We start from the raw sequence: 19,340 nt of genomic DNA, 5'->3' as shown, positions 1-19,340 counted from the left end.
AGGTCGCAAAAGGTTATGAGAGTGGTATCTTTTCGACACTTTTTAGGAGGAGGAAATGGTGAGTCAACAAGTACATATTTATGGGCCTAACTTTAGTAGTTTCGTTCGCTCAGTCAGATTGGTATGTGAAGAGAAAAATATTAGCTATTCAACAGGATTTTCTGTGAATGGCGAGGAAATTCCCTTTAAAAGCGATAAACATTATCAACTGCATCCATTTGGGAAGGTGCCAGTATTGATTCATGCTGGTGTTAGTATTTGTGAGACTGTGGCAATTTGCCGCTACCTTGACCAAGAATTTCCTGGACCTGAGTTGCAACCTTCAGACCCTGTCGCAAGAGCTGAGCATGATCAGTGGTGTAGCTTAATAGCAGGAGACATTGATCAAGCAATAGTGCGTAAGTATTTGCTTGAGTTTGCTTTTCCTAAAGGTGAAAACGGCACCATTCGGGCCGATAAAGTGAAGGCTGCAGAGCCTGGTGTTGAGAAGGCCTTGATAGTGTTAAGTCATCAATTAGCTGATCGGTCGTATATTGTAGGAGACAGTTTTACTATAGCTGACGCATTATTAGTGCCGATATTGGACTATCTTTTCAGCCATTCTGAATTTAAACACTTGCATGAAAAGCATAGTAGTCTAAAAGACTATCTTAATAGGGTTTCAGAAAGAAAGTCATTTCAAAAAGGGGTGGCGGCCGCTGCTTAAACTAGCCTGCTAATCTAATAAGGCTTGTGCCTGTATGATAGATGCAAGCCTTAGTCATATCCGGTGATTGAAAAATCTCTATATCAAAACCAGTCGTTGAACAATATCCTTCATTGTTATCATCTGCACTATAGTATGCTAGATATATTTACAAGACGATGGAGGTAATAATGGTTGAAATATTTCCGCTCATTAGTGATAAAGTTATTGCAATTGAGGTGGATGGAAAAATTGAAAAAATAGATGTTGATAGATTGGTCAAAGTCATAGATGACAAGCTAAAGCACCATAGTCAATTGAATATCTTTGTTGAGATGAAAAGCTTTTCTGGAATAGCACTTGATGCCTTGGTTGAAGAGTTGAAGTTTGCACTTTCTCATTTTAAAAAGTTTGGCAAGAAGGCTATTGTGTCTGATAAGACATGGATTGAAAAAGCTGTTGTAATCAGTGATAAGCTCTTTCCAAGTATAGAAGTACAATCTTTTGCTCCTGAAGAGCGAGAAAAAGCGATTGAGTGGTTAGCTGAATAAGAGTAGATATAAAGTATATAGAGTGCTTAAGAATGCTGTCATATGAAGTATTGGATTTTATTGCTGATAGTTATATCCCACTAGTGATTATTTATGCTTTGCTGTTGATTGGGCTTGTAGCTATTAACAAAGGGCTAAAGCTTGCTCTTACTTATTTGTTAGTGCTGGGTGCTGGTATTATACCTGTCTATATCATTTGGTATTTGGATAACAGGTTACAACTATGGCCTACATTGGAGCTGGATTACAGCACCCATACCGCATTAGCATTAACGGTAGTAGTTTATTTGGTTATTTATAAGCAGAAATATGTAAACTATTTTGTTGCATCACTGATAGCCTATGGCTTATTGATGTTATATCAACAATATCACACGCTGCTTGATATTATTACAACCGCTGTGGTTATTTTACCAGTAGCATTAGCTATTTTTTTGTTTGGTAAGCGTAAACTATTGCTGAATTCAGTATGATGACTTAGCTTATAGATGTATGCTTCATTAGTCACACTTTGGAGCTGAAATATTTAATCCTTTTTTTAAAAAGTGCCGCATTAACTTTTGATACTTTTTGCTATTTTTAAACCCGTTAATTTCCTTACTTAGTGGCTCAACTAAGGCTTGGTGCTTTTTATGTAAGTAGATATGCAGTTTTACTTTAAGCTCTGGTCTTACTTCAATGTGCAGCTGAGTAAGGCAGGTTTGCTTCTGGTAGTAATAAGCTACAGCAATAGGCAATACGGCAATATCAATGCGTCTGCGCTGTAGTAAAGTGATCAACTGATCGTAACTTTTGGTTCGAACGACTTTAACATCATTTAAAGATTGAGCAGATAGCGGCATTCCAATCATTGCGCCAATTCTATAACCACTGAGATCTTTATCTGCATAAGTAATATTTTGTAGGCTGACGTAGGCCATAAAAAAAGAGAAATAGCTAGGGTTTATCTGAATTAAGTTACTATAAATAGTTAAGTCAAGGTCTGACAACTGAATGAAGTCACCATCAAGTAAGCCTCGGTTGGAGTTTCGTAGCGACCGTTCAGAGGGAATGGTCAATAAGTGAACTTGACAATTGAGGCCTGCAAAGATGAGCTTAATGTGCTGATCAACAAGACCTTCCCCCTTTTCTGTATGATAAGGCGCAGTTAACCTCCCTCCAAGTTGTAATTTTCCTGTAGTGCAGTAGCTAAAGGCATCGCTGTTGTTAGTAAGTAAAAACACAAATAAAAGTGGTTGTATAAGCTTGGTGACCAGCTCTGAGGTGGTAAGTTTGTATTTTAATGGCCTGTCACTCAGCATAGGTATTGGCTCGATAAACCTCTCCCACTCTACATCATAGTTAAAAGGTTGTATGTATGGTGGCTCTGTATGTAACTATTGTATATAAGTACAGTGTAATTAACGGATGAGTTGTGTCTTTAAAGGCTATAGTTAGACTAATAAGTATCTGGAGGTTGAAATGATAGCTATATTCCCTCTAACAAAAGTAGCCGTTTTTCTTCTCGCATTGTTAGTTTGTTGTCCTGCTCTCTTGTCTGCTGAAGAATTGAAGCAGATAAAAATTGCCAATGGCGAATGGCAGCCTTATACATCTAGCAAAATGAAAAACTATGGAGTAGTTACTCATATTGTGACAGAAGCCTTTAAGCTGGAGGGAGTTAAGGTTGTTTATGATTGGTTACCTTGGAAGCGAGCATACCAGTCTGTTGTTGATGGTAGTTTAGATGCTTCACCAGGCTGGATTCAGACTGAGAAGCGAATGGTGGACGTATATTATAGTGATCCTATTTTTGAAAATAAGCTAGTTTTTTTTCATTTGAAAAACTTATCGTTTAACTGGAGTAAGTTTACTGATTTAAACAAAATGAAGATAGGTGCCACTCTTGGTTATAACTATGGGGCTGAGTTTCAAGAGGCAGAAGCTAATAAAATAATTGATGTGGTAAGGGTGAAAAAAGATGAGCAAAATTATGGCCTAATACTTAACAAGCGGGTTCAACTGTTTCCAATTAGCCTTGATGCAGGCTATTACCAAATGAGAAAATATTTGAAGCCTGACCAAGCAGACTTGATTACTCATCATCCAAAGGCAATCGATGAAACAAGGCTTTACCGACTAATCGTGAGTAAAAAAAATCCTCATGCCAATATTATTATTATTAAGTTTAATAAAGGATTGCATCAACTTAAGATCCTAGGACTTTATGATCAGTATATTGCTGAACTGAGAGAAGGTGGTTATTAAGTGATCGCCTGCTCTGTGGGTGACCATTATCTGATATTTGAATCTGGCTAGTTTTCGGTATACTTAGTGATTTGTGTCCATCTATTTGGTCATTTATACCATTCACGAAGGGTATACTATGAGAAAACTTGTCTGTGGAAGCCTCGCTATCTTTGCCTCTCAGTTAACTGCTGGCCAGCTTAATTTTTATAACTGGAATGATTATATAGATCCTGAAGCAATCCCTGGATTTGAGAAACAAACTGGGGTGAAGGTTAATTATGATGTGTTTGATAATAATGAAGTGTTAGAGGCAAAGCTATTATCAGGGCAATCAGGCTATGATCTTGTTGTACCTACCCATAACTTTTTAAGAGTACAAATTAAAGCCGGTGCCTTTCAGCCGCTAGATAAAACCAAGCTAACCAACTACCAGTATTTAAACAAGCACATAATGAAGGAGTTAGCTGCAAAAGTTGATCCTGGCAACAAATACTCGATCCCTTATTTAGAAGGTACTACTGGTATTGGTTATAATCCAGACAAGGTGCAAGCGGTATTAGGTACAGAGTCTATTGATAGTTGGGCGATAGTTTTTGAACCTGAAAATATGAAAAAGCTATCAAAGTGTGGAGTTGCTTTTTTAGACTCTGGAAGTGAAATATTCCCAATTGTATTAAAGTATCTAGGTAAAGACCCTAGCTCAAGTAATGTTAAAGATTATAAAGTAGCAGAAAAACAATTGGCTAATGTGGGTAAATATGTAACTTATTATCACTCTGCTCGTTATATCAGTGATCTAGCTAATGGCGATATTTGTGTAGCTATTGGGTGGTCAGGTGATGTATTTCAGGCTAGAGATAGAGCAACGGAAGCAAAAAATGGAGTGAAAATTAACTATGTTATTCCAAAAGAAGGCGCGCCATTGTCTTTTGATATGTTAGCCATACCTAAAGATGCTAAAAATGTAGCTAATGCTCATCAATTTTTAAATTATTTATTGGAACCAAAAGTGATTGCTGGAGTGACTAATTATGTAAAGTATGCTAGCCCTAATGATGCAGCAAAACCACTTATCGATGAACAAGTTGCGACGAATCCAGGCATTTATCCATCAAGTGAAGTGGGTGAGAAGCTGTTTTTATTCACAGAAATGCCCAAAAAAATCCAGCGTTTTGTTACAAGATCTTGGACAAAGATAAAAACCGGTCGGTAAAAAAATTGTGTAATTTGTAGGTTTTTTAGCCTGTACCCTGCTGATATTTTAGTGGGGGACAGGCTGGTTTTTCTTTAAGTACTGTTGTATTGTTTTTGAGTATGTAGGCGTTTGTTTAAATTGGATCAGGTGCTGATTAAATTGCTCAACTTAGTTCAATTGGATTTTTTATTATAAAATATAATAAATACGCTATTGTTGTTGATCGTTGGCCGCTACATAAAATGTAGAAGAGCTTTCTGGTGTCCACTCTGCAAGTTGTTTAGAGAGTACTTTGCTAAAAGTGGGAGACAAACTTAAAGGCCCTAAGGATAGTTTTGTTTCAGATCCTTTTTTTAATATTTGATAGACAGTGTCCTGAAACCAGGCTGTCTGATCCATTGCTTCCCAGCCAGGTTGCTTGGTTATCTCATTTCTAAGGTATTGTAACTCATGCAAATCGGCAGTCAGTTGGTTTTTAGCTAGTAATTGCTCATCATATTTTTTGGGTAAAAACGCTTTTAGCAAACGCTCTTTGATGCTTGGCCGGTTATTATGTAGTTGGCTTAGTGCTTCTTTGATAGTAGTTTTTGCTTTTTGCTTGAGAGATGTCAGTTTACATTCCCCCTTAACAGGCAGTTGATAAAGATTTAAGTGAATGATTGCATTTAATTGATTATTATCATCCTGTAGGTTTTCTTTTACTGATTGTAAATAAGTTAAATCCTGGCTGTGTAAAAAATTTATATTTAGTGATTTAAGCCCAGGTCTATGAATTGTTAGTTCCCTTGTAGATACTTCGGCTCGTTTTGAAATAATTGCTGTAGTCAGCCGTGCTGCAGTATACAATGCAGCTCTTTCTCTTAACTGTTGTGAAATTTCTTGTTTGATTTTTTTTAGCTGCTGTTTAATTTGTTTAGGGGTAATTGGTTGCTCTGCTACGGTTTTGTTTGGCTTACTCTCTGCTACTGGTTCAGGTAAAGGCGGTTTACGAACAGAAAAATGAGGGGATAAAATTCCGTCAGACTTTATTATACGGCCTAATGCATGATCAGATGTCAGTTTGCTATTAATTGATTTATATAATGAGCCTTTGGTGCTGTGACCATCTAATAGGTTATTTAAGAGATCACGAAGTTCTTTTACATTTTCGGGTAATTTATAAAACTTGATCACTTCTTTGTTATAGTATGATTTGGCAGCTAAGTAATTTGCAAAGCGTGGATCACTTGCATAATAACGCATATACCCGCTATGAAACTCATAATCCTTATCTAAATACTGCTTGATAGCATCATTTAATTCATTTTTTATTTTTTGAATGTTTTTTTCATAACTCGCCTGCGCATTTGCTGAGCCAACAGTAAAGTGGTTAACAGTGCTGCTTGAACTCAATTTGGCGACAAACCTCTTTCTAAAATTTGAAATGGTGCTATGGTCAGCTGACTCACTATTTTGAGTATTTGCTAAAGCAGCTTGTCGGCCATTAAATAAACCTTTTGGGCTAGTCGGGACAGCATGCTTATTTAGCTTGTCAGGATTAGTTGAAGTAAAGCGATTGAACGGATTAATTGAGTAGATACCCGTTTTCATGATTAACCCCCTGCCAATCATGTTATGACTTTGTGCTATGATAGTAAGTACTTATGTTCTGTTGGGGTTAGCAAAATCAGTCATAATTTATTATAGGCTAATATATGAATGGAGGTGTTTCTTGAGTGGCCTTCCATGGCTCATCAAGAGTTAGACAGGAATTTCTATATTTACTAATTTTTGTAATGCTCTTTAGAGAAGAAGAGAGTAATAATTAATATTCTAACTAAAAAACAGTTGGCCTTGGGCGCTGTAAGACTGCTCGTGCAATAGCATAAAACAGTATGAGTGATGCCCATAATGCCAGCGCATATGTCATATTAATACCAAGTGAAACGCCTAACAATAAACAAACAACTGAGCCAAAGATAGCTATGATTTTGAATTTTCCTTGCAGTAATTTATAGGCAGCAACCATAGTGAATAAATAAATCAGAACAAATACACCATTGGTCCATCGAACCAATGCTTCAAAAGGAATTTGAATAACTTGAGCTAAAACCAGAACTAAGGCTACTAAAATGGAGGTGGTTATTAGTCCATTTGATGGTACGCCATGCTGATTAAGTCTACTCAGATAGATAGGTAGAGCGCCTTGTTCTGACAAACTGAATGCTAACCGTGCAGTACTTGCTGTATATACGTTGACTGTTGCAGCACCACTGAAGACGCCCAATATTCCTATAACCCAGCGACCACCTTGGCCGAACTGTTGATCAAAAACATCAACCATCGCTAAAGCGTTAGATCCAGGTGTAGCTTGTAAGATTATCCACGTACAAATTAAATAAATAAGCCCCACTACTGTAACTCCAAGTAGCAGTGCGCGACCAAAGTCCCGCTTAGGATTTTTAAATTCTGCTGATAGGTGGCTCATGGTCTCGATACCCATAAAGCTCCAAAAGGCTAAGCCTGCTGCAGATGCTATTAATGGCCATTGGTTAAAGTCTACGCTTGTTTGCGGTGAAATAGTGTGCCCTGAAAACTGTTTGAGTGATATAGCCAACACAACCACTAGCATGGTTAATGTTAGTACGGTTTGTATACGACCAGAGGCTTGTACTCCTTGCCAGTTGAGAAGCAGTAGCCCAGCAATAAATGCTAGCTCAACAATAAGGGTTTGAACTCCACTTAATGGAACCAGTACATGAACGAACTGTATGGTAATCTCAATAGCAGCTGGTGCTCCCACTGGGACTAACAGGAGAAAAAGTAAACCGATAATTTTGCCTTGGGTTTCGCCAAATGCTTTAGAGACAATATGAGATGGCCCGCCTGCATGAGGAAAGCGTTTACCCAGTTCTGCAAAAACCCAGGTTACTGGTAGCATTGCCAGAATCAAGAGAAGCCATGCTAGTAAAGCTGAAAACCCTGCCTCTTGGACAGTAAGTTGTGGTAATACAAAAACGCCAGTGCCCATCATAGTGGTCACTAACAGACCAATACCTTGTGGTAAAGTAATGGTATTGTTTAATTGGTTCATTACAAAGCCCACAAATTCATCTACAACACTTGTAAAGTGTAATTTTTTTTCTGATAACAAACTGACTGATTCGTTAGCCAATAGTTAGGTTCTACCGACATATCGTCGGTGTAGGTGGTAAATTACCGTCGATATGGTGGAGAGTATTTACTTGGCTGGCTACACCAGGCATGGGCTGGAATAAGTATAGTGGCTATGAAGATGGTTTGAGGCCCTGTCTGGTATTACAATATGGCACAAACTCTGAAATACAGCCTGTTAGGTATGAATATCTTGGATAAGTTTGACCAGTTAATCATCGAAGCTCTCAGCAAAGATGCGCGTCAGCCAGTTGCGGCTATCGCTGAGCAAGTAAATCTGTCTCGCTCTGCTGTGTCTGAACGAATAAAAAAGCTTGAGCAAAATGGTACGATCAAGGGGTATCAGGTTTTACTTCGTGAGTCAGAGAAAGACCATGTGGCAGCACTTATAGAGATTCAGTACTTCGGCGCGAAATGTGAAGAAGTGGTAATACCTGTCATTACACGTTTTCCTGAAGTGAAACAATGTTTTGCTGTAAGCGGTGATACAGACTTAATTATTTATGTACGAGCAGAAAATATGCAAAAAATAATGCAGCTATATGAAGCACTCAATGAAATTGAAGGCGTTACTAAAATTAAAACCCATGTGGTTATGAATGAATGGATTAATCGACTAGGAGCTTAGATGCTTAAATAAGAAAAATAAGCTGATAACGACTTGTTTGTTTAGCCTCAGGTGTTGTGGTTTATTAGATATTCACTTGAACTCGTTTAGGTTGGCTCCCATAACCACCTACTTGTACCTCTACTATCTCTGTCCCAGATTTGCGTAGTGTTGCACTTAAACTAGAGCAGCACTGCATAGCCTTTCCTTGTTCAAATAAAAAATCAGTTTTTGCTTGGTCAACATAGGTAGATAAATAGCAAGCTAATGCGCCAGACGAGCTGCCAGTTGCTGACTCTTCAGGAATGCCAAATCTTGGGGCAAAATTACGGCAGCGGGCTGAAAAAGAAGTAAGCTTTGTGGGAAGCTCAAATAAATGTAAACCAACAAAGTCATGCTTAGTCGAAAATTCAGTAACTGCAGCTTCATTCTGAGTAATATGGTCAAGAAAGCCTTCTGGAATGGGCACAAATACATCAACAAGCCCAGTGGATATTGCTTGGATTGGGAGATTTGTTTCAGAGAGCAGCTCAACTGGCAGGTTAAGTAGTGGTGCAACCTCACTTGCTTGAAATTGAGTTAAGAACTGAGGGCGCTGTTGAGTCATGATTATTTGGCCATCATCTTCAACGGTAATAGCTAATAGTTGTTGATTGTTAATTTCTTGCAGGAAGCGCCCTGGCTGAATGATTTTCTGCTGGTAGATCAAAGAAAACGCAGCCAGAGTTGCATGACCACAGTAGTTCACTTCATCGGTTGGGGTAAAGAAGCGTGTGGTAAAGTCTCCCTGTGTTGAAGGGAGAATAAAAACAGTTTCGGATAACCCTACCTGTGTTGCTATCTGTTGCATTTGGGGGGCTGACAGTTGATGGGCATCCAGCACCACTCCTGCTGGATTTCCGCCAGTTTTTTGATAAGTGAATGCATTTAAAACTGCAACATCAATAAGCATTGGTCTTTCTCATAAAATAAGATCAAAAAATATTTTGCATTTTAAAAATGCAGTTTTTCTATTCTAGAAACAATCAAAACTTACAGTAAGTGTAACAGTCTTAAGAGATACATACTTACCATTTTTTGTAAGTATTGTAAATATAGTTGAGCCTTGTGGTAAAATTTGTTTGAATCACTAGAACTATAACTTCGTTAGTCTAAAACCAACATTAATTAATTCTTTCGGTGAACTTTAACAGCTTAACAGTGGCTGGCTTAAAGTTTTGTTAAAAGCTGTAAGTGATTTTTGGGCTTGAATATGAAGAAGTATATTATATTTTCTTTTTTAATGATTGTTGCACTTGATAGTTATGCAATGAGGTGTGGAAGTAAGCTCGTATTAGAAGGATATTCAAAAAGTAAGGTATTAAAGCTTTGTGGTAAGCCTCAATCTAAACATACTTACAGTGAAAAAGTAATAGAAAAAAAAGAAGATGGTACTAGAAAAGTGTTTCACACAGAAAAGGAAGTATGGCTGTATAAAGGTGTTGGCGGCCGAAAACCAAGAGAAGTGATTTTTGATGGAGATAAGGTAAACGCCATAAAAGTTGCTAATTAACGTTGCAATAATAGTGGGCAACGGTACGATCAGGCCAGAGCCACTACACCAATGCCTCTACTGGTAATGAATGCAGCTAGAAGCTAATGCAAAAAAGCTGCATTCAAAAAAAGTTACCGATTAATTAACCCTCTAATACTCCCTAGTGCATCGTTACCAGTGACTTTCTTTTCTTCTTGGGTGGTTTCTTCACCAAAGCCTATGCGGGTTAAATCTTCTTGAGGAATTTCGTCTAGAAATCGACTGGGAGTGGTTTCGACTATTTCGCCATATTGCTTTCGTTTACCAGCCAAGGTCATGGTTAATGATTTCCTGGCGCGAGTAATACCGACATAGGCTAGGCGTCGTTCTTCTTCAATATTGTCTTCTTCAATACTGGTGCGGTGGGGTAATAAATCTTCTTCCATACCAATCAGAAATACATGGGGGAATTCCAGCCCTTTGGATGCATGTAAAGTTAATAATTGCACGCGGTCATGGTCGTCTTCTTCCTCCTGTCGTTCGAGCATATCTCTAAGCACTAATTTGGCAATGGCTTCTTTAATTGTTATTGGTTCATCAGGGTCGGCAGTTTCGATGGTTTTAGCTAAAGATTCCACTAAAAACCAAACATTTTCCAAGCGGCGGCTGGCAATCTTTTCGCTACTGCTGTTTTGTCTCAGCCAGTTGTCATAGTCCATGTCATAAATCATTTCTTTTATGGTTGCCACAGGATCTTCCTGGTGGCATTTTTGAGTAATGCGATCAATCCAGAGAGTAAAACGTTTTAGTTTGTCTAAAGCTTTTTCATTCAAAAACTGGCTTAGGCCAAATTCCTGGCTGGCTGCATATAAACTAATATGTCGTTGGTTGGCATATGTACCCAGTTTTTCCAAAGTGGCTGCGCCTATTTCCCGTTTAGGTACATTAATTACCCGTAAAAAAGCGTTATCATCATCTGGGTTAATAATCAGCCGTAAATAGGCCATTATGTCTTTTACTTCGGCACGGCTAAAAAATGAGGTGCCTCCGGTAATGTGATAGGGAATTTGATGATGTTGTAACTTTAATTCCAATAATTTGGATTGGAAATTACCTCGGTACAGGATGGCATAATCTTTATAATGGGTGTCGAACTTTATTTTATGGGTAATGATTTCAACGGCAACACGTTCTGCTTCTACTTCTTCGTTTTTGCAGCGAATAACACGTAGCTCATCACCTAAACCTAATTCACTCCATAACTTTTTTTCAAATACATGAGGGTTATTAGCAATTAAAGTATTGGCAGCGGTTAATATACGAGCAGTGGAGCGATAGTTTTGTTCCAGTTTAATTACGTGCAGTGATGGGAAGTCTTCTTTCAGCTTGACTAGGTTTTCTGGACGAGCACCTCGCCAGGCATAAATAGACTGATCGTCATCACCCACCACAGTAAACTGGGCACGGCTACCAACAAGTAATCTAACTAATAAATACTGGCTGGAGTTGGTATCCTGGTACTCGTCTACGAGTAAATAGCGAACTTTATTTTGCCATTTTTCCAGGATTTCTGGGTTTTTCTGAAACAGGAGTACAGGCAATAAAATCAAATCATCAAAATCGACGGCATTATAAGCTTTAAGCGTTCGGTCATAATCTTGGTATAAATAGGCAATTGCTTGTTCTTTAGGGTTTTCTGCATGAGAAAGGCATTCACTTGGTAATAGCATATCATTTTTCCAGTTGGATATATGATGTTGCAGATAATCCGCTGCTTCTTCTGCTAATACCTCATATTGTGCCTTCAATTCTGTTATTAATTGGCGTGAATCCAAGTCATCAAATAATGAAAAGCCGGGCTTTAAGCTGAGCGCTTTATGTTCTCGACGAATAATATTTAAACCCAAGTTATGGAACGTTGATACCGTTAGTCCCCTAGCTTCTTTGCCTTTAACCAGCTGACTGACCCGTTCTTTCATTTCTCGCGCAGCTTTATTGGTGAAAGTAACTGCATAGATATGGCGAGCTTTAATCCCACAAGTTTCAATCAGGTATGCAATCTTGGTTGTAATTACACTGGTCTTACCACTGCCTGCCCCTGCTAATACCAATAAGGGGGAATCAATGTAGCGCACTGCCTCCGCTTGTCTTGGGTTTAATTGTCTCACTACCGTTTTACCTCAAATTTACCGAGTGGCGCAGTTTACCAGAAGCGGTCCCGTCAAGACATACGCTTCAGGAAGAGTGAAAAAATTGATCTAGTTGTTAAATTTAATTTCTATTTTGGATCTTGGCTGGTTTTTATTTACTTTGCGTTATGTTCATATAATACTTGCCGGTTTATCGATGACCTATCAGTTGAAGGGGTATGTGGCGGGTGGTCAGGCAGTTAAGAAGACGTAAAGTCAAAATCTTACTAGTAGGTGAACAGCCTGACCTGTTTCGGCATCTGGTTACACTACTGCCTAGTTGGCAACACAATGAGCCCCGTTGGCAGTGGAGTCACTGCCAGTCAATTGATGAACTTTCACGATCACTTAATTATTTAGAACCGGATTTAGTTCTGATCAACTACGAAAACTATGAACGTGTTGTTGCTGAGCTAAATGATAGTCATCCACCCATTGTATTATTGTGCGAAGAGGCTACTTGTTATCAACTGAAACAAAGCGCAATAATCCCGCCAGTCGATTTTATTCCCTATTCGCGTCTCAATGATGATGAGTTTATTAGACGAACACTCCGCTATAACTTAGAACAAACTAAAAGCAGGCGAGATATCAAAGGGCTGACTTGCTATGACCGGCTAACGGGCATTGCCAATCGGGCCTGGTTTCAAGAAACCCTGTCTGAAGAGTTGGCGCTGTTAACCAGCGATTCACTGCTGGGTGTAATACTAGTGGATCTTGATGGCTTTAGTAAGGTGAATCAAACCTTAGGACATCAGGCAGGAGACAGTTTGATCTGGCAAGTAGCAGAACGGTTGAAGCAGGTATACAGCGATAGTGGAAGCTACATTGCCCGGGTAAATGGTGATGAATTTGGGCTGATAATCCCAGATGTGAATCATCAGGCCCAGTTGATCTTGCAAACCAAACAGACCTTGCAAGCATTGGCAGACCCTTTTTTTGTTGCCGGCCATCAAGTGCTAATTGGTTGTAGTATAGGTTTAGCTTGCTGCCCGGTTGCGGGGAGTACCGTAGATGAAGTACTCACACATGCCCATATCGCGCTTTCTAAAGCAAAAAAGCAATTGGGTAATCACTATGTAATCTATGAGCCAGGCTTAAAAGTAGATGTAAGTGATGGCCTGCTAATGGAGGCTGAGCTACGCCAAGCGTTACGCCGCAATGAACTGCAACTTTTATATCAACCCCGCGTAGACAGTCAGACGGGCCGGGTTTCATCTGTTGAAGGACTGCTCAGATGGCATCACCCTCAACGGGGGTTATTGATGCCTGCTGACTTTATTCCGCTGGCGGAACGTACCAACTTAATAGTACCAATTGGCTATTGGGTGATTAACCAGGCTTGTCATGATATAAATTTGCTAGATAAATGGGGGATAGGTGATTTACATGTGGCCATTAACTTGTCATTCCAACAGTTTAAAGATGCCAAACTATTAGCAACTGTCTCTCATATTATTAAAAAACATCAGGTTAGACCTCATTTGCTGGAGTTTGAGTTGACAGAGACTGCTATGTTGCAGGAACAAGCTGATGTGGCCGCCAAGATGAAAGCACTGCAGCAGTTAGGGATTAACTTTGCATTGGATGATTTTGGTACGGGTTTTTCTTCTTTTAGCCATATTCAAGGGCTGCCTATTAATACTATAAAAATAGACCGTAGCTTTGTTAAAAATATGCTGATTAACCGCGGTGATCAGGTAATAGTTGGGGCTATTATCGAGTTGGCTCATAACCTTAGCCTAACTGTTGTTGCAGAAGGGGTAGAAACCTGCGCGCAAGCAGAGTGGCTAAAAATGGCTGGTTGCGATGAAATGCAAGGTTTTTTATTAAGCCAGCCTTTAAACGTAGAAGAGCTGTGCCAGCGCTTGGTAGAAGAGCAAGCGGTTAGAGCATATTAACTCGTTCTGCATGAAAAGATTTTTGTGAATTAACAACAAGCCTTAATAATTTAGTAATAAACTAGGCACACGATAGTTTTTCTCCTTATTTCTAAGTACTATATATTTATATAAATACGAGTTGAACTAGCTACACATGGATATTGTGTGGCTGATTAAATAACGGTGCTTTCGGTATAACTATTTATATACTTAAATTTATAGTTCAACTATTTATGTAAATAATAAAATAGGTTTCACGTTAAGTATTAATTAACTATTCGAAAAAACCTGACGCTTTAGGTTTATCTAACCGTAGTAAAATCAAATAAGAAGGTGTTTTTATTTCTTCTTGTGGGGCAAAACCATTTAACTCATCTTCTGTCAGTAAAAACTCTCTTTCCTCGCCTTTCGCAATAGCTGCAACAACTTTTTTTGTATTTTTGCTTGCTACCATTACAGGGGTTTTTAACCGTTTAGGTGGCAAAACCTGATAACTGCCGATAAAGAATGTCTCTTTATTTCCTGGGCCTGCTACTCTTTCTAATTTAGTCGAGTTCATTTATTTCATCTCCATGGGTATCTTTTTTTGAATAGCCTTGAAAACAAGGCCGAATCAATAAAGCTTTTGTTAGCTTCTTGATGTTATAGAGCATTATAGAAACTAACTATTAATGCCACCTTATAGGTGGAAATACAGTTTATGCTGGAGCAGTTCACTGTCTCTACAAAGAAATACAATATGTTTTATAACAAGCATTTGTACTTTCTAGAAATGATTGACAACTGTTTTGTGAAAGAGTTTTGTCGTATTTATTAATTAATCTGTGATTAAATTAATTTTAGTCTAATAGATCACTATTTAAGTGAGCTTTCAGACTGTCTAGAAGTAAAAATACGTATTTATACGTAGCATGTTGAAAGTAATAATAAACTAAACATCAGTTACAAAAATAACCGACTTTTGCTGTATATATTTAAATATATGTATTGATTAGCTATTCCTAAGCCCCTCGATCTAATTTGCGATAGCTGATAGCTTCCATTAAATGTTTTTGACTAATTTGGTTTTGCTGTTCAAGATCGGCAATGGTTCGGGCAACTTTTAATACTCGATGATAAGCTCTAGCTGATAATTTTAACTTTTGAATCACCTGGCTTAACCATTGGCGAGTAGCTTTGGTTAATTGACAGTGGGTTTCTAGCTCGATAGTGGATAGCCCTTGGTTAGTTTTTTGCTGTCTTGTTAATTGCTGTTGTTGAGCTTGTTCGACACGCTTTTTTACTTGAGCAGACGCTTCTGTTTTCAGTTGAGGCAACGGTTGAGTTAATAAAGTTTGTGGCATAGCTGAAACTTCAACGTGCATATCAATACGATCTAACAGGGGGCCAGATAATTTATTGCGATAACGCCGTACTTGCTCTGCAGTGCAATAACAGTTGTGTTGGCTATCGCCAAGATAGCCACAAGGACAGGGGTTCATCGCTGCTATCAACTGGAACTGAGCAGCAGGGTAAGTAATCTGATGAGATGCCCGAGAAATAACGATTTCGCCTGACTCTAATGGTTCACGTAATACTTCCAATACTTTTCGACTGAACTCAGGCAGTTCATCTAAAAACAAAACACCATGGTGAGCTAGCGAAATTTCTCCTGGCTTGGGATGGCTACCACCACCAACCAACGCTACGGCAGAAGCGGTATGATGAGGTGCACGAAAAGGCCTCTGCCCCCATTGAGCAAGATTAACGGGTTTTCCTGCAATCGAATAAACGGCTTGGGTAGCAAGAGCCTGGTTGGTTGTTAGTGGTGGCAAGATTGAAGGTAAACGGCTGGCTAGCATGGTTTTACCTGAGCCAGGTGGACCAAAAAACAGCAGGTTATGACCGCCTGCTGCGGCTATTTCTAATGCTCGTTTTGCGTGCATTTGTCCTTTTACTTCACAAAGATCAGGCATTGTGGTGGTGATTTTATTGTACTCAGCTTTGTGAGTGGCTTGCTTTAGAGGTGTTGATTGATTGAAGTGACCGCAAACAGACAAAATATTGTCTGCTTCATACACTGTTAAGCTTTCAACTAAGCTAGCTTCTTGGCTACTAATGCCGGAGGGGACTACTAAATGGCGGTGAGCGTTTTGACAGGCAATAGCCGAAGTCAGCGCTCCTTTTACACTTCTAAGCTCACCAGATAAGGCTAACTCACCAAGAAACTCATAGTTTGCTAATTGTTCAGTAGCAATTTGGCCAGAAGCAGCCAGAATCCCAATGGCAATAGCTAAATCGTAGCGGCCACCTTCCTTTGGTAAATCAGCTGGTGCCAGATTGACGGTTATCCGTTTAGTTGGGAACTCAAAGTTAGCATTTTGTAGTGCGCTTCTTACCCGGTCTTTACTTTCTTTAACAGCGGCTTCTGGTAAACCAACTATTGAAAAACCAGGCAAGCCATTAGCCAGATGGGTTTCGACAGTAACAAGAGGTGAATAAATTCCCACTTGGGCGCGTGTATAAACTACTGCAAGAGACATATTTCATCCCTGATCAACATTAACTGATATTAGTTAAGTACTGTCCAGTAGTTTAAAACTTGCTCAATATCCTATCGAACTGTTTCAGTAAAGTTTGTGAATTACTAAATTGGAAGTTTCACAAATATGACTTCAAGTGACTAGATGAAAAAGATTTCACTGACAGCCCTTCAGTTGACAAAGGCGCTACATAATTTTGCTTAACGAACCTTACAAGGTTTTGTCTTTAACTCCTTCGTTAGTTGATTGCGCTTTATCTTCTGACTCTGATTTAGCTGATGCTAGAGCCTGCTCCATTAAGGCAACTTGTTTTGTGAGCAACTCCAGCTTTTCTCGGGTGCGATGTAAAACAGCAGCCTGGGTATCAAATTCATCGCGAGTAACTAAGTCCAGCTTATTAAACGTAGACTGCAGTAGCAGTTTAACATGGCTTTCAAGCTCGGTTTGTATTTGAGACTTGTCACCCTGTAGAAGGCTTTGTGCTTTGTTGGTGATACTTTGACCAATTTGTTCGCTTAGGGATTGGATAAAAGCTTTATTTATCATGGCTGTATTCAATAGACTAACTATGCAAGTGAATTAGAACTGGTTGTAGTCTATCACAGCAATGAATTTATGATTAAGGAAGATTCAGGTAGTTCTTCGTGATCGAAGCCTGGTGATATCTGAATAAAAGTTGAACTACATTGGTGCGTCTCTCGATATGCTGAAACAAAAAGGTGCTTGCGTGGTTGGGATAGCCATTCCTGGTAGCTGAAAATCAAGCTTTATTGTTTATGGCATAAATAGTGCTGAAGCAAAAACAGCTAATAGGCAGGCAGCAGTTGGCAGTGACCCACTTGATGATTATCAATGGAAAAGGAACCCATTTTTATCGGGTGGTAAGAAATAAGCCGAGCAATGACCAAGGATGAATGGCTGAAAAAAAAGCTTATCGCTGGTAAGCAAAATAAATTGCTTAACCCTGATAGCTAAACGTAGACTTGTCACTGCCCCCAAGGCAAGACTAACCAGTTAGGAGACTACTAATGAAATTAGTATCAGCCATTATCAAGCCCTTTAAATTAGATGATGTGAGGGAGTCACTCTCTGAAATCGGAGTGCAGGGAATTACTGTAACAGAAGTGAAAGGATTTGGACGTCAAAAAGGCCATACAGAACTTTATCGAGGAGCCGAGTATGTTGTAGATTTTTTACCCAAAGTAAAAATCGAAATTGCTATTTCTGATGAGTTGGTTGACCCAGTGATTGAGGCAATTAGTAAAGCGGCTAACACAGGAAAAATTGGCGACGGTAAGATCTTTATTACCCCTCTGGAACAGGCCATACGCATTCGTACGGGTGAAACCGGAACGGAAGCTATTTAACTTTAATCAATCAGTTAGTTTTTCAATTAGTTGAGCCAGTGGGGGGCACAATAATGGAAACGTTACAAGATACATCTAATACTATTTTACAACTGTCTTATGCACTAGACACCTTTTACTTTTTAATGTGTGGGGCGTTAGTCATGTGGATGGCTGCAGGTTTTGCTATGTTAGAAGCGGGCTTGGTGAGAGCGAAAAACACAGTTGAAATCCTTACTAAAAATATTGCCTTATTTGCTGTTGCTTGCACCATGTTTTTATTATGTGGGTATAGCATTATGTATCCAGGTCAAGGGGAAGGTGAGATTATCCCTTATCTGGGCTTTTTGTTAGGCTCAGAAAATGAGTTATCCTCTGTACTAAAAGGTGGAGAAGATGCACCTTACTACTCAACTCGTTCAGACTTTTTCTTTCAAGTAGTCTTTGTTGCAACGGCTATGTCTATTGTCTCAGGCGCTGTAGCAGAGCGAATGAAACTCTGGTCATTTTTATTATTTGCTACTGTTTTAACTGGTTTTATTTATCCAGTACAAGGCTACTGGAAATGGGGTGGTGGATTTTTAGATGCAAAAGGGTTTTTAGATTTTGCAGGATCAGGTGTTGTACACATGTGTGGAGCAGCAGCGGCATTGGCGGGGGTATTATTATTAGGCCCAAGAAAAGGCAAATATACGGCTAAAGGTCAGGCTAATGCGATACCAGGCGCTAACTTACCGCTAGCAACGTTAGGTACTTTTATTTTGTGGTTAGGCTGGTTTGGCTTTAATGGAGGCTCTCAGCTTAAACTTGCAGATGTTGAAAATGCTAATGCAGTGGCGCAAATTTTTGTTAATACAAATGCAGCTGCTGCTGGGGGGGTGATAGCAGCCCTGATAATTGCTAGGCTGTTATTCGGTAAAGCAGACTTAACCATGGCATTAAATGGTGCGTTGGCTGGGTTAGTCTCGATTACTGCTGAACCGCTTACACCCAGTGCATTTGCTGCTACATTTATTGGCGGTGTAGGGGGTGGGTTGGTAGTATTTGCTATCATTTTATTAGATAAACTAAAAATTGATGATCCCGTTGGTGCTATTTCTGTCCATGGTATTTGTGGTATTTGGGGGTTATTAGCGGTACCTCTCACTAATAGTGAAGCAAGCCTGTGGCCGCAACTATTGGGTATTGTCATGATATTTGGCTGGGTATTTATTACAAGCTTGATCCTTTGGTATGTTATTAAGTTACTCGTTGGTATTAGAATCACAGAGGAAGAAGAGTTTGCTGGTACAGACTTGGTAGAGTGCGGTATGGAAGCTTATCCAGAATTTACCTCAACAAAAGCTTAAAGAAGAGCATCGCAAAAAATTATTAGTAGAAATCTAGATAGGTATACCCATAACGAATCATTTTTAGGTGTAACTGAGTACCTAATCTGCAAACTCAGCTAATCCATTACCCATGATT

Annotated in this window: 19 protein-coding genes; 11 read left to right on the top strand and 8 right to left on the bottom strand. The window is 39.2% G+C overall.

Annotation, left to right across the window (positions count from 1 at the left end; translation table 11 throughout):
- Positions 1 to 55: 55 nt before the first annotated feature.
- The 3 genes from ORQ98_RS25255 (at position 56) to ORQ98_RS25245 (ending at position 1,709) form a co-directional block, all read left to right on the top strand.
- Positions 56 to 706, top strand: a complete 651-nt coding sequence (locus ORQ98_RS25255; protein ID WP_274691602.1) for a glutathione S-transferase family protein — start codon at positions 56 to 58, stop codon at positions 704 to 706.
- 170 nt (positions 707 to 876) lie between these two features.
- Entirely contained in the window at positions 877 to 1,236 is a 360-nt protein-coding gene (locus ORQ98_RS25250) for a SpoIIAA family protein (RefSeq protein WP_274691601.1), read from the top strand.
- A gap of 32 nt (positions 1,237 to 1,268) precedes the next feature.
- Positions 1,269 to 1,709, top strand: a complete 441-nt coding sequence (locus ORQ98_RS25245; RefSeq protein WP_274691600.1) for a hypothetical protein — start codon at positions 1,269 to 1,271, stop codon at positions 1,707 to 1,709.
- A 27-nt stretch (positions 1,710 to 1,736) separates the two neighbouring features.
- Here the strand turns inward: ORQ98_RS25245 and ORQ98_RS25240 are convergent, their stop codons facing one another.
- Complete coding sequence (locus ORQ98_RS25240) at positions 1,737 to 2,537, bottom strand: substrate-binding periplasmic protein (RefSeq protein WP_274691599.1); 801 nt, start codon at positions 2,535 to 2,537, stop codon at positions 1,737 to 1,739.
- 160 nt (positions 2,538 to 2,697) lie between these two features.
- Between ORQ98_RS25240 and ORQ98_RS25235 the strand changes: the two genes are divergently transcribed.
- Both ORQ98_RS25235 and ORQ98_RS25230 read left to right on the top strand, forming a co-directional pair.
- Positions 2,698 to 3,483 carry a substrate-binding periplasmic protein gene (locus ORQ98_RS25235; protein WP_274691598.1) on the top strand — a complete coding sequence of 262 codons (786 nt, stop codon included), beginning with the start codon at positions 2,698 to 2,700 and terminating at the stop codon, positions 3,481 to 3,483.
- Between the two features lie 118 nt (positions 3,484 to 3,601).
- Positions 3,602 to 4,678: a polyamine ABC transporter substrate-binding protein gene (locus ORQ98_RS25230; protein ID WP_274691597.1), complete on the top strand. Its 1,077-nt coding sequence runs from the start codon at positions 3,602 to 3,604 to the stop codon at positions 4,676 to 4,678.
- A 192-nt stretch (positions 4,679 to 4,870) separates the two neighbouring features.
- On the opposite strand, the gene ORQ98_RS25225 is transcribed toward ORQ98_RS25230, so the two are convergent.
- Together ORQ98_RS25225 and yjeH are read right to left on the bottom strand one after the other, a co-directional pair.
- Positions 4,871 to 6,250, bottom strand: coding sequence for a hypothetical protein (locus tag ORQ98_RS25225; RefSeq protein WP_274691596.1), 1,380 nt, complete (start codon positions 6,248 to 6,250; stop codon positions 4,871 to 4,873).
- 226 nt (positions 6,251 to 6,476) lie between these two features.
- The gene (gene yjeH / locus ORQ98_RS25220) at positions 6,477 to 7,733 is read right to left on the bottom strand and encodes an L-methionine/branched-chain amino acid transporter (RefSeq protein WP_274691595.1); all 1,257 of its coding nucleotides are present in this window, start codon (positions 7,731 to 7,733) and stop codon (positions 6,477 to 6,479) included.
- Between the two features lie 231 nt (positions 7,734 to 7,964).
- Here yjeH and ORQ98_RS25215 point away from each other — a divergent pair, with 231 nt between their 5' ends.
- The gene (locus ORQ98_RS25215) at positions 7,965 to 8,441 is read left to right on the top strand and encodes an Lrp/AsnC family transcriptional regulator (RefSeq protein WP_274691594.1); all 477 of its coding nucleotides are present in this window, start codon (positions 7,965 to 7,967) and stop codon (positions 8,439 to 8,441) included.
- Between the two features lie 64 nt (positions 8,442 to 8,505).
- Here ORQ98_RS25215 and ORQ98_RS25210 read toward each other — a convergent pair whose 3' ends face one another.
- The gene (locus ORQ98_RS25210) at positions 8,506 to 9,372 is read right to left on the bottom strand and encodes a PhzF family phenazine biosynthesis protein (protein ID WP_274691593.1); all 867 of its coding nucleotides are present in this window, start codon (positions 9,370 to 9,372) and stop codon (positions 8,506 to 8,508) included.
- Positions 9,373 to 9,672: 300 nt separating this feature from the next.
- Here ORQ98_RS25210 and ORQ98_RS25205 point away from each other — a divergent pair, with 300 nt between their 5' ends.
- On the top strand, positions 9,673 to 9,972 hold the full coding sequence (locus ORQ98_RS25205) for a DUF2845 domain-containing protein (protein ID WP_274691592.1): 300 nt from the start codon (positions 9,673 to 9,675) through the stop codon (positions 9,970 to 9,972).
- A gap of 113 nt (positions 9,973 to 10,085) precedes the next feature.
- Here the strand turns inward: ORQ98_RS25205 and rep are convergent, their stop codons facing one another.
- Positions 10,086 to 12,101, bottom strand: a complete 2,016-nt coding sequence (rep, locus tag ORQ98_RS25200; protein ID WP_274691591.1) for a DNA helicase Rep — start codon at positions 12,099 to 12,101, stop codon at positions 10,086 to 10,088.
- A 200-nt stretch (positions 12,102 to 12,301) separates the two neighbouring features.
- Here rep and ORQ98_RS25195 point away from each other — a divergent pair, with 200 nt between their 5' ends.
- Positions 12,302 to 14,023, top strand: coding sequence for a putative bifunctional diguanylate cyclase/phosphodiesterase (locus ORQ98_RS25195; protein ID WP_274691590.1), 1,722 nt, complete (start codon positions 12,302 to 12,304; stop codon positions 14,021 to 14,023).
- Between the two features lie 256 nt (positions 14,024 to 14,279).
- Here the strand turns inward: ORQ98_RS25195 and ORQ98_RS25190 are convergent, their stop codons facing one another.
- The 3 genes from ORQ98_RS25190 to ORQ98_RS25180 all read right to left on the bottom strand — a co-directional run bounded on the left by ORQ98_RS25190 (position 14,280) and on the right by ORQ98_RS25180 (position 17,073).
- Complete coding sequence (locus tag ORQ98_RS25190; protein WP_274691589.1) at positions 14,280 to 14,564, bottom strand: hypothetical protein; 285 nt, start codon at positions 14,562 to 14,564, stop codon at positions 14,280 to 14,282.
- A gap of 442 nt (positions 14,565 to 15,006) precedes the next feature.
- Complete coding sequence (locus tag ORQ98_RS25185) at positions 15,007 to 16,527, bottom strand: YifB family Mg chelatase-like AAA ATPase (protein ID WP_274691588.1); 1,521 nt, start codon at positions 16,525 to 16,527, stop codon at positions 15,007 to 15,009.
- 210 nt (positions 16,528 to 16,737) lie between these two features.
- Positions 16,738 to 17,073: an accessory factor UbiK family protein gene (locus ORQ98_RS25180; protein ID WP_274691587.1), complete on the bottom strand. Its 336-nt coding sequence runs from the start codon at positions 17,071 to 17,073 to the stop codon at positions 16,738 to 16,740.
- 242 nt (positions 17,074 to 17,315) lie between these two features.
- Between ORQ98_RS25180 and ORQ98_RS25175 the strand changes: the two genes are divergently transcribed.
- The 3 genes from ORQ98_RS25175 (at position 17,316) to ORQ98_RS25165 (ending at position 19,222) form a co-directional block, all read left to right on the top strand.
- Complete coding sequence (locus tag ORQ98_RS25175) at positions 17,316 to 17,441, top strand: hypothetical protein (RefSeq protein WP_274691586.1); 126 nt, start codon at positions 17,316 to 17,318, stop codon at positions 17,439 to 17,441.
- A gap of 114 nt (positions 17,442 to 17,555) precedes the next feature.
- Positions 17,556 to 17,894, top strand: coding sequence for a P-II family nitrogen regulator (glnK, locus tag ORQ98_RS25170; RefSeq protein WP_163831394.1), 339 nt, complete (start codon positions 17,556 to 17,558; stop codon positions 17,892 to 17,894).
- A 53-nt stretch (positions 17,895 to 17,947) separates the two neighbouring features.
- Positions 17,948 to 19,222, top strand: a complete 1,275-nt coding sequence (locus ORQ98_RS25165; protein ID WP_274691585.1) for an ammonium transporter — start codon at positions 17,948 to 17,950, stop codon at positions 19,220 to 19,222.
- Positions 19,223 to 19,340: the final 118 nt, after the last annotated feature.

The organism is Spartinivicinus poritis (assembly GCF_028858535.1).
Classification (GTDB): domain Bacteria; phylum Pseudomonadota; class Gammaproteobacteria; order Pseudomonadales; family Zooshikellaceae; genus Spartinivicinus; species Spartinivicinus poritis.
The sequence above is the reverse complement of the archived record's forward strand: the minus strand, read 5'-3'. Positions and strand labels throughout refer to the sequence as shown.

Bases quoted from the DNA above. Each gene is read 5' to 3' on its own strand.
- ORQ98_RS25255 (WP_274691602.1), top strand. From the start codon at position 56: ATGGTGAGTCAACAAGTACATATTTATGGGCCTAACTTTAGTAGTTTC.
- ORQ98_RS25250 (WP_274691601.1), top strand. From the start codon at position 877: ATGGTTGAAATATTTCCGCTCATTAGTGATAAAGTTATTGCAATTGAG.
- ORQ98_RS25245 (WP_274691600.1), top strand. From the start codon at position 1,269: ATGCTGTCATATGAAGTATTGGATTTTATTGCTGATAGTTATATCCCA.
- ORQ98_RS25240 (WP_274691599.1), bottom strand. From the start codon at position 2,537: ATGCTGAGTGACAGGCCATTAAAATACAAACTTACCACCTCAGAGCTG.
- ORQ98_RS25235 (WP_274691598.1), top strand. From the start codon at position 2,698: ATGATAGCTATATTCCCTCTAACAAAAGTAGCCGTTTTTCTTCTCGCA.
- ORQ98_RS25230 (WP_274691597.1), top strand. From the start codon at position 3,602: ATGAGAAAACTTGTCTGTGGAAGCCTCGCTATCTTTGCCTCTCAGTTA.
- ORQ98_RS25225 (WP_274691596.1), bottom strand. From the start codon at position 6,250: ATGAAAACGGGTATCTACTCAATTAATCCGTTCAATCGCTTTACTTCA.
- yjeH (WP_274691595.1), bottom strand. From the start codon at position 7,733: ATGAACCAATTAAACAATACCATTACTTTACCACAAGGTATTGGTCTG.
- ORQ98_RS25215 (WP_274691594.1), top strand. From the start codon at position 7,965: ATGGCACAAACTCTGAAATACAGCCTGTTAGGTATGAATATCTTGGAT.
- ORQ98_RS25210 (WP_274691593.1), bottom strand. From the start codon at position 9,372: ATGCTTATTGATGTTGCAGTTTTAAATGCATTCACTTATCAAAAAACT.
- ORQ98_RS25205 (WP_274691592.1), top strand. From the start codon at position 9,673: ATGAAGAAGTATATTATATTTTCTTTTTTAATGATTGTTGCACTTGAT.
- ORQ98_RS25195 (WP_274691590.1), top strand. From the start codon at position 12,302: ATGTGGCGGGTGGTCAGGCAGTTAAGAAGACGTAAAGTCAAAATCTTA.
- ORQ98_RS25190 (WP_274691589.1), bottom strand. From the start codon at position 14,564: ATGAACTCGACTAAATTAGAAAGAGTAGCAGGCCCAGGAAATAAAGAG.
- ORQ98_RS25185 (WP_274691588.1), bottom strand. From the start codon at position 16,527: ATGTCTCTTGCAGTAGTTTATACACGCGCCCAAGTGGGAATTTATTCA.
- ORQ98_RS25180 (WP_274691587.1), bottom strand. From the start codon at position 17,073: ATGATAAATAAAGCTTTTATCCAATCCCTAAGCGAACAAATTGGTCAA.
- glnK (WP_163831394.1), top strand. From the start codon at position 17,556: ATGAAATTAGTATCAGCCATTATCAAGCCCTTTAAATTAGATGATGTG.
- ORQ98_RS25165 (WP_274691585.1), top strand. From the start codon at position 17,948: ATGGAAACGTTACAAGATACATCTAATACTATTTTACAACTGTCTTAT.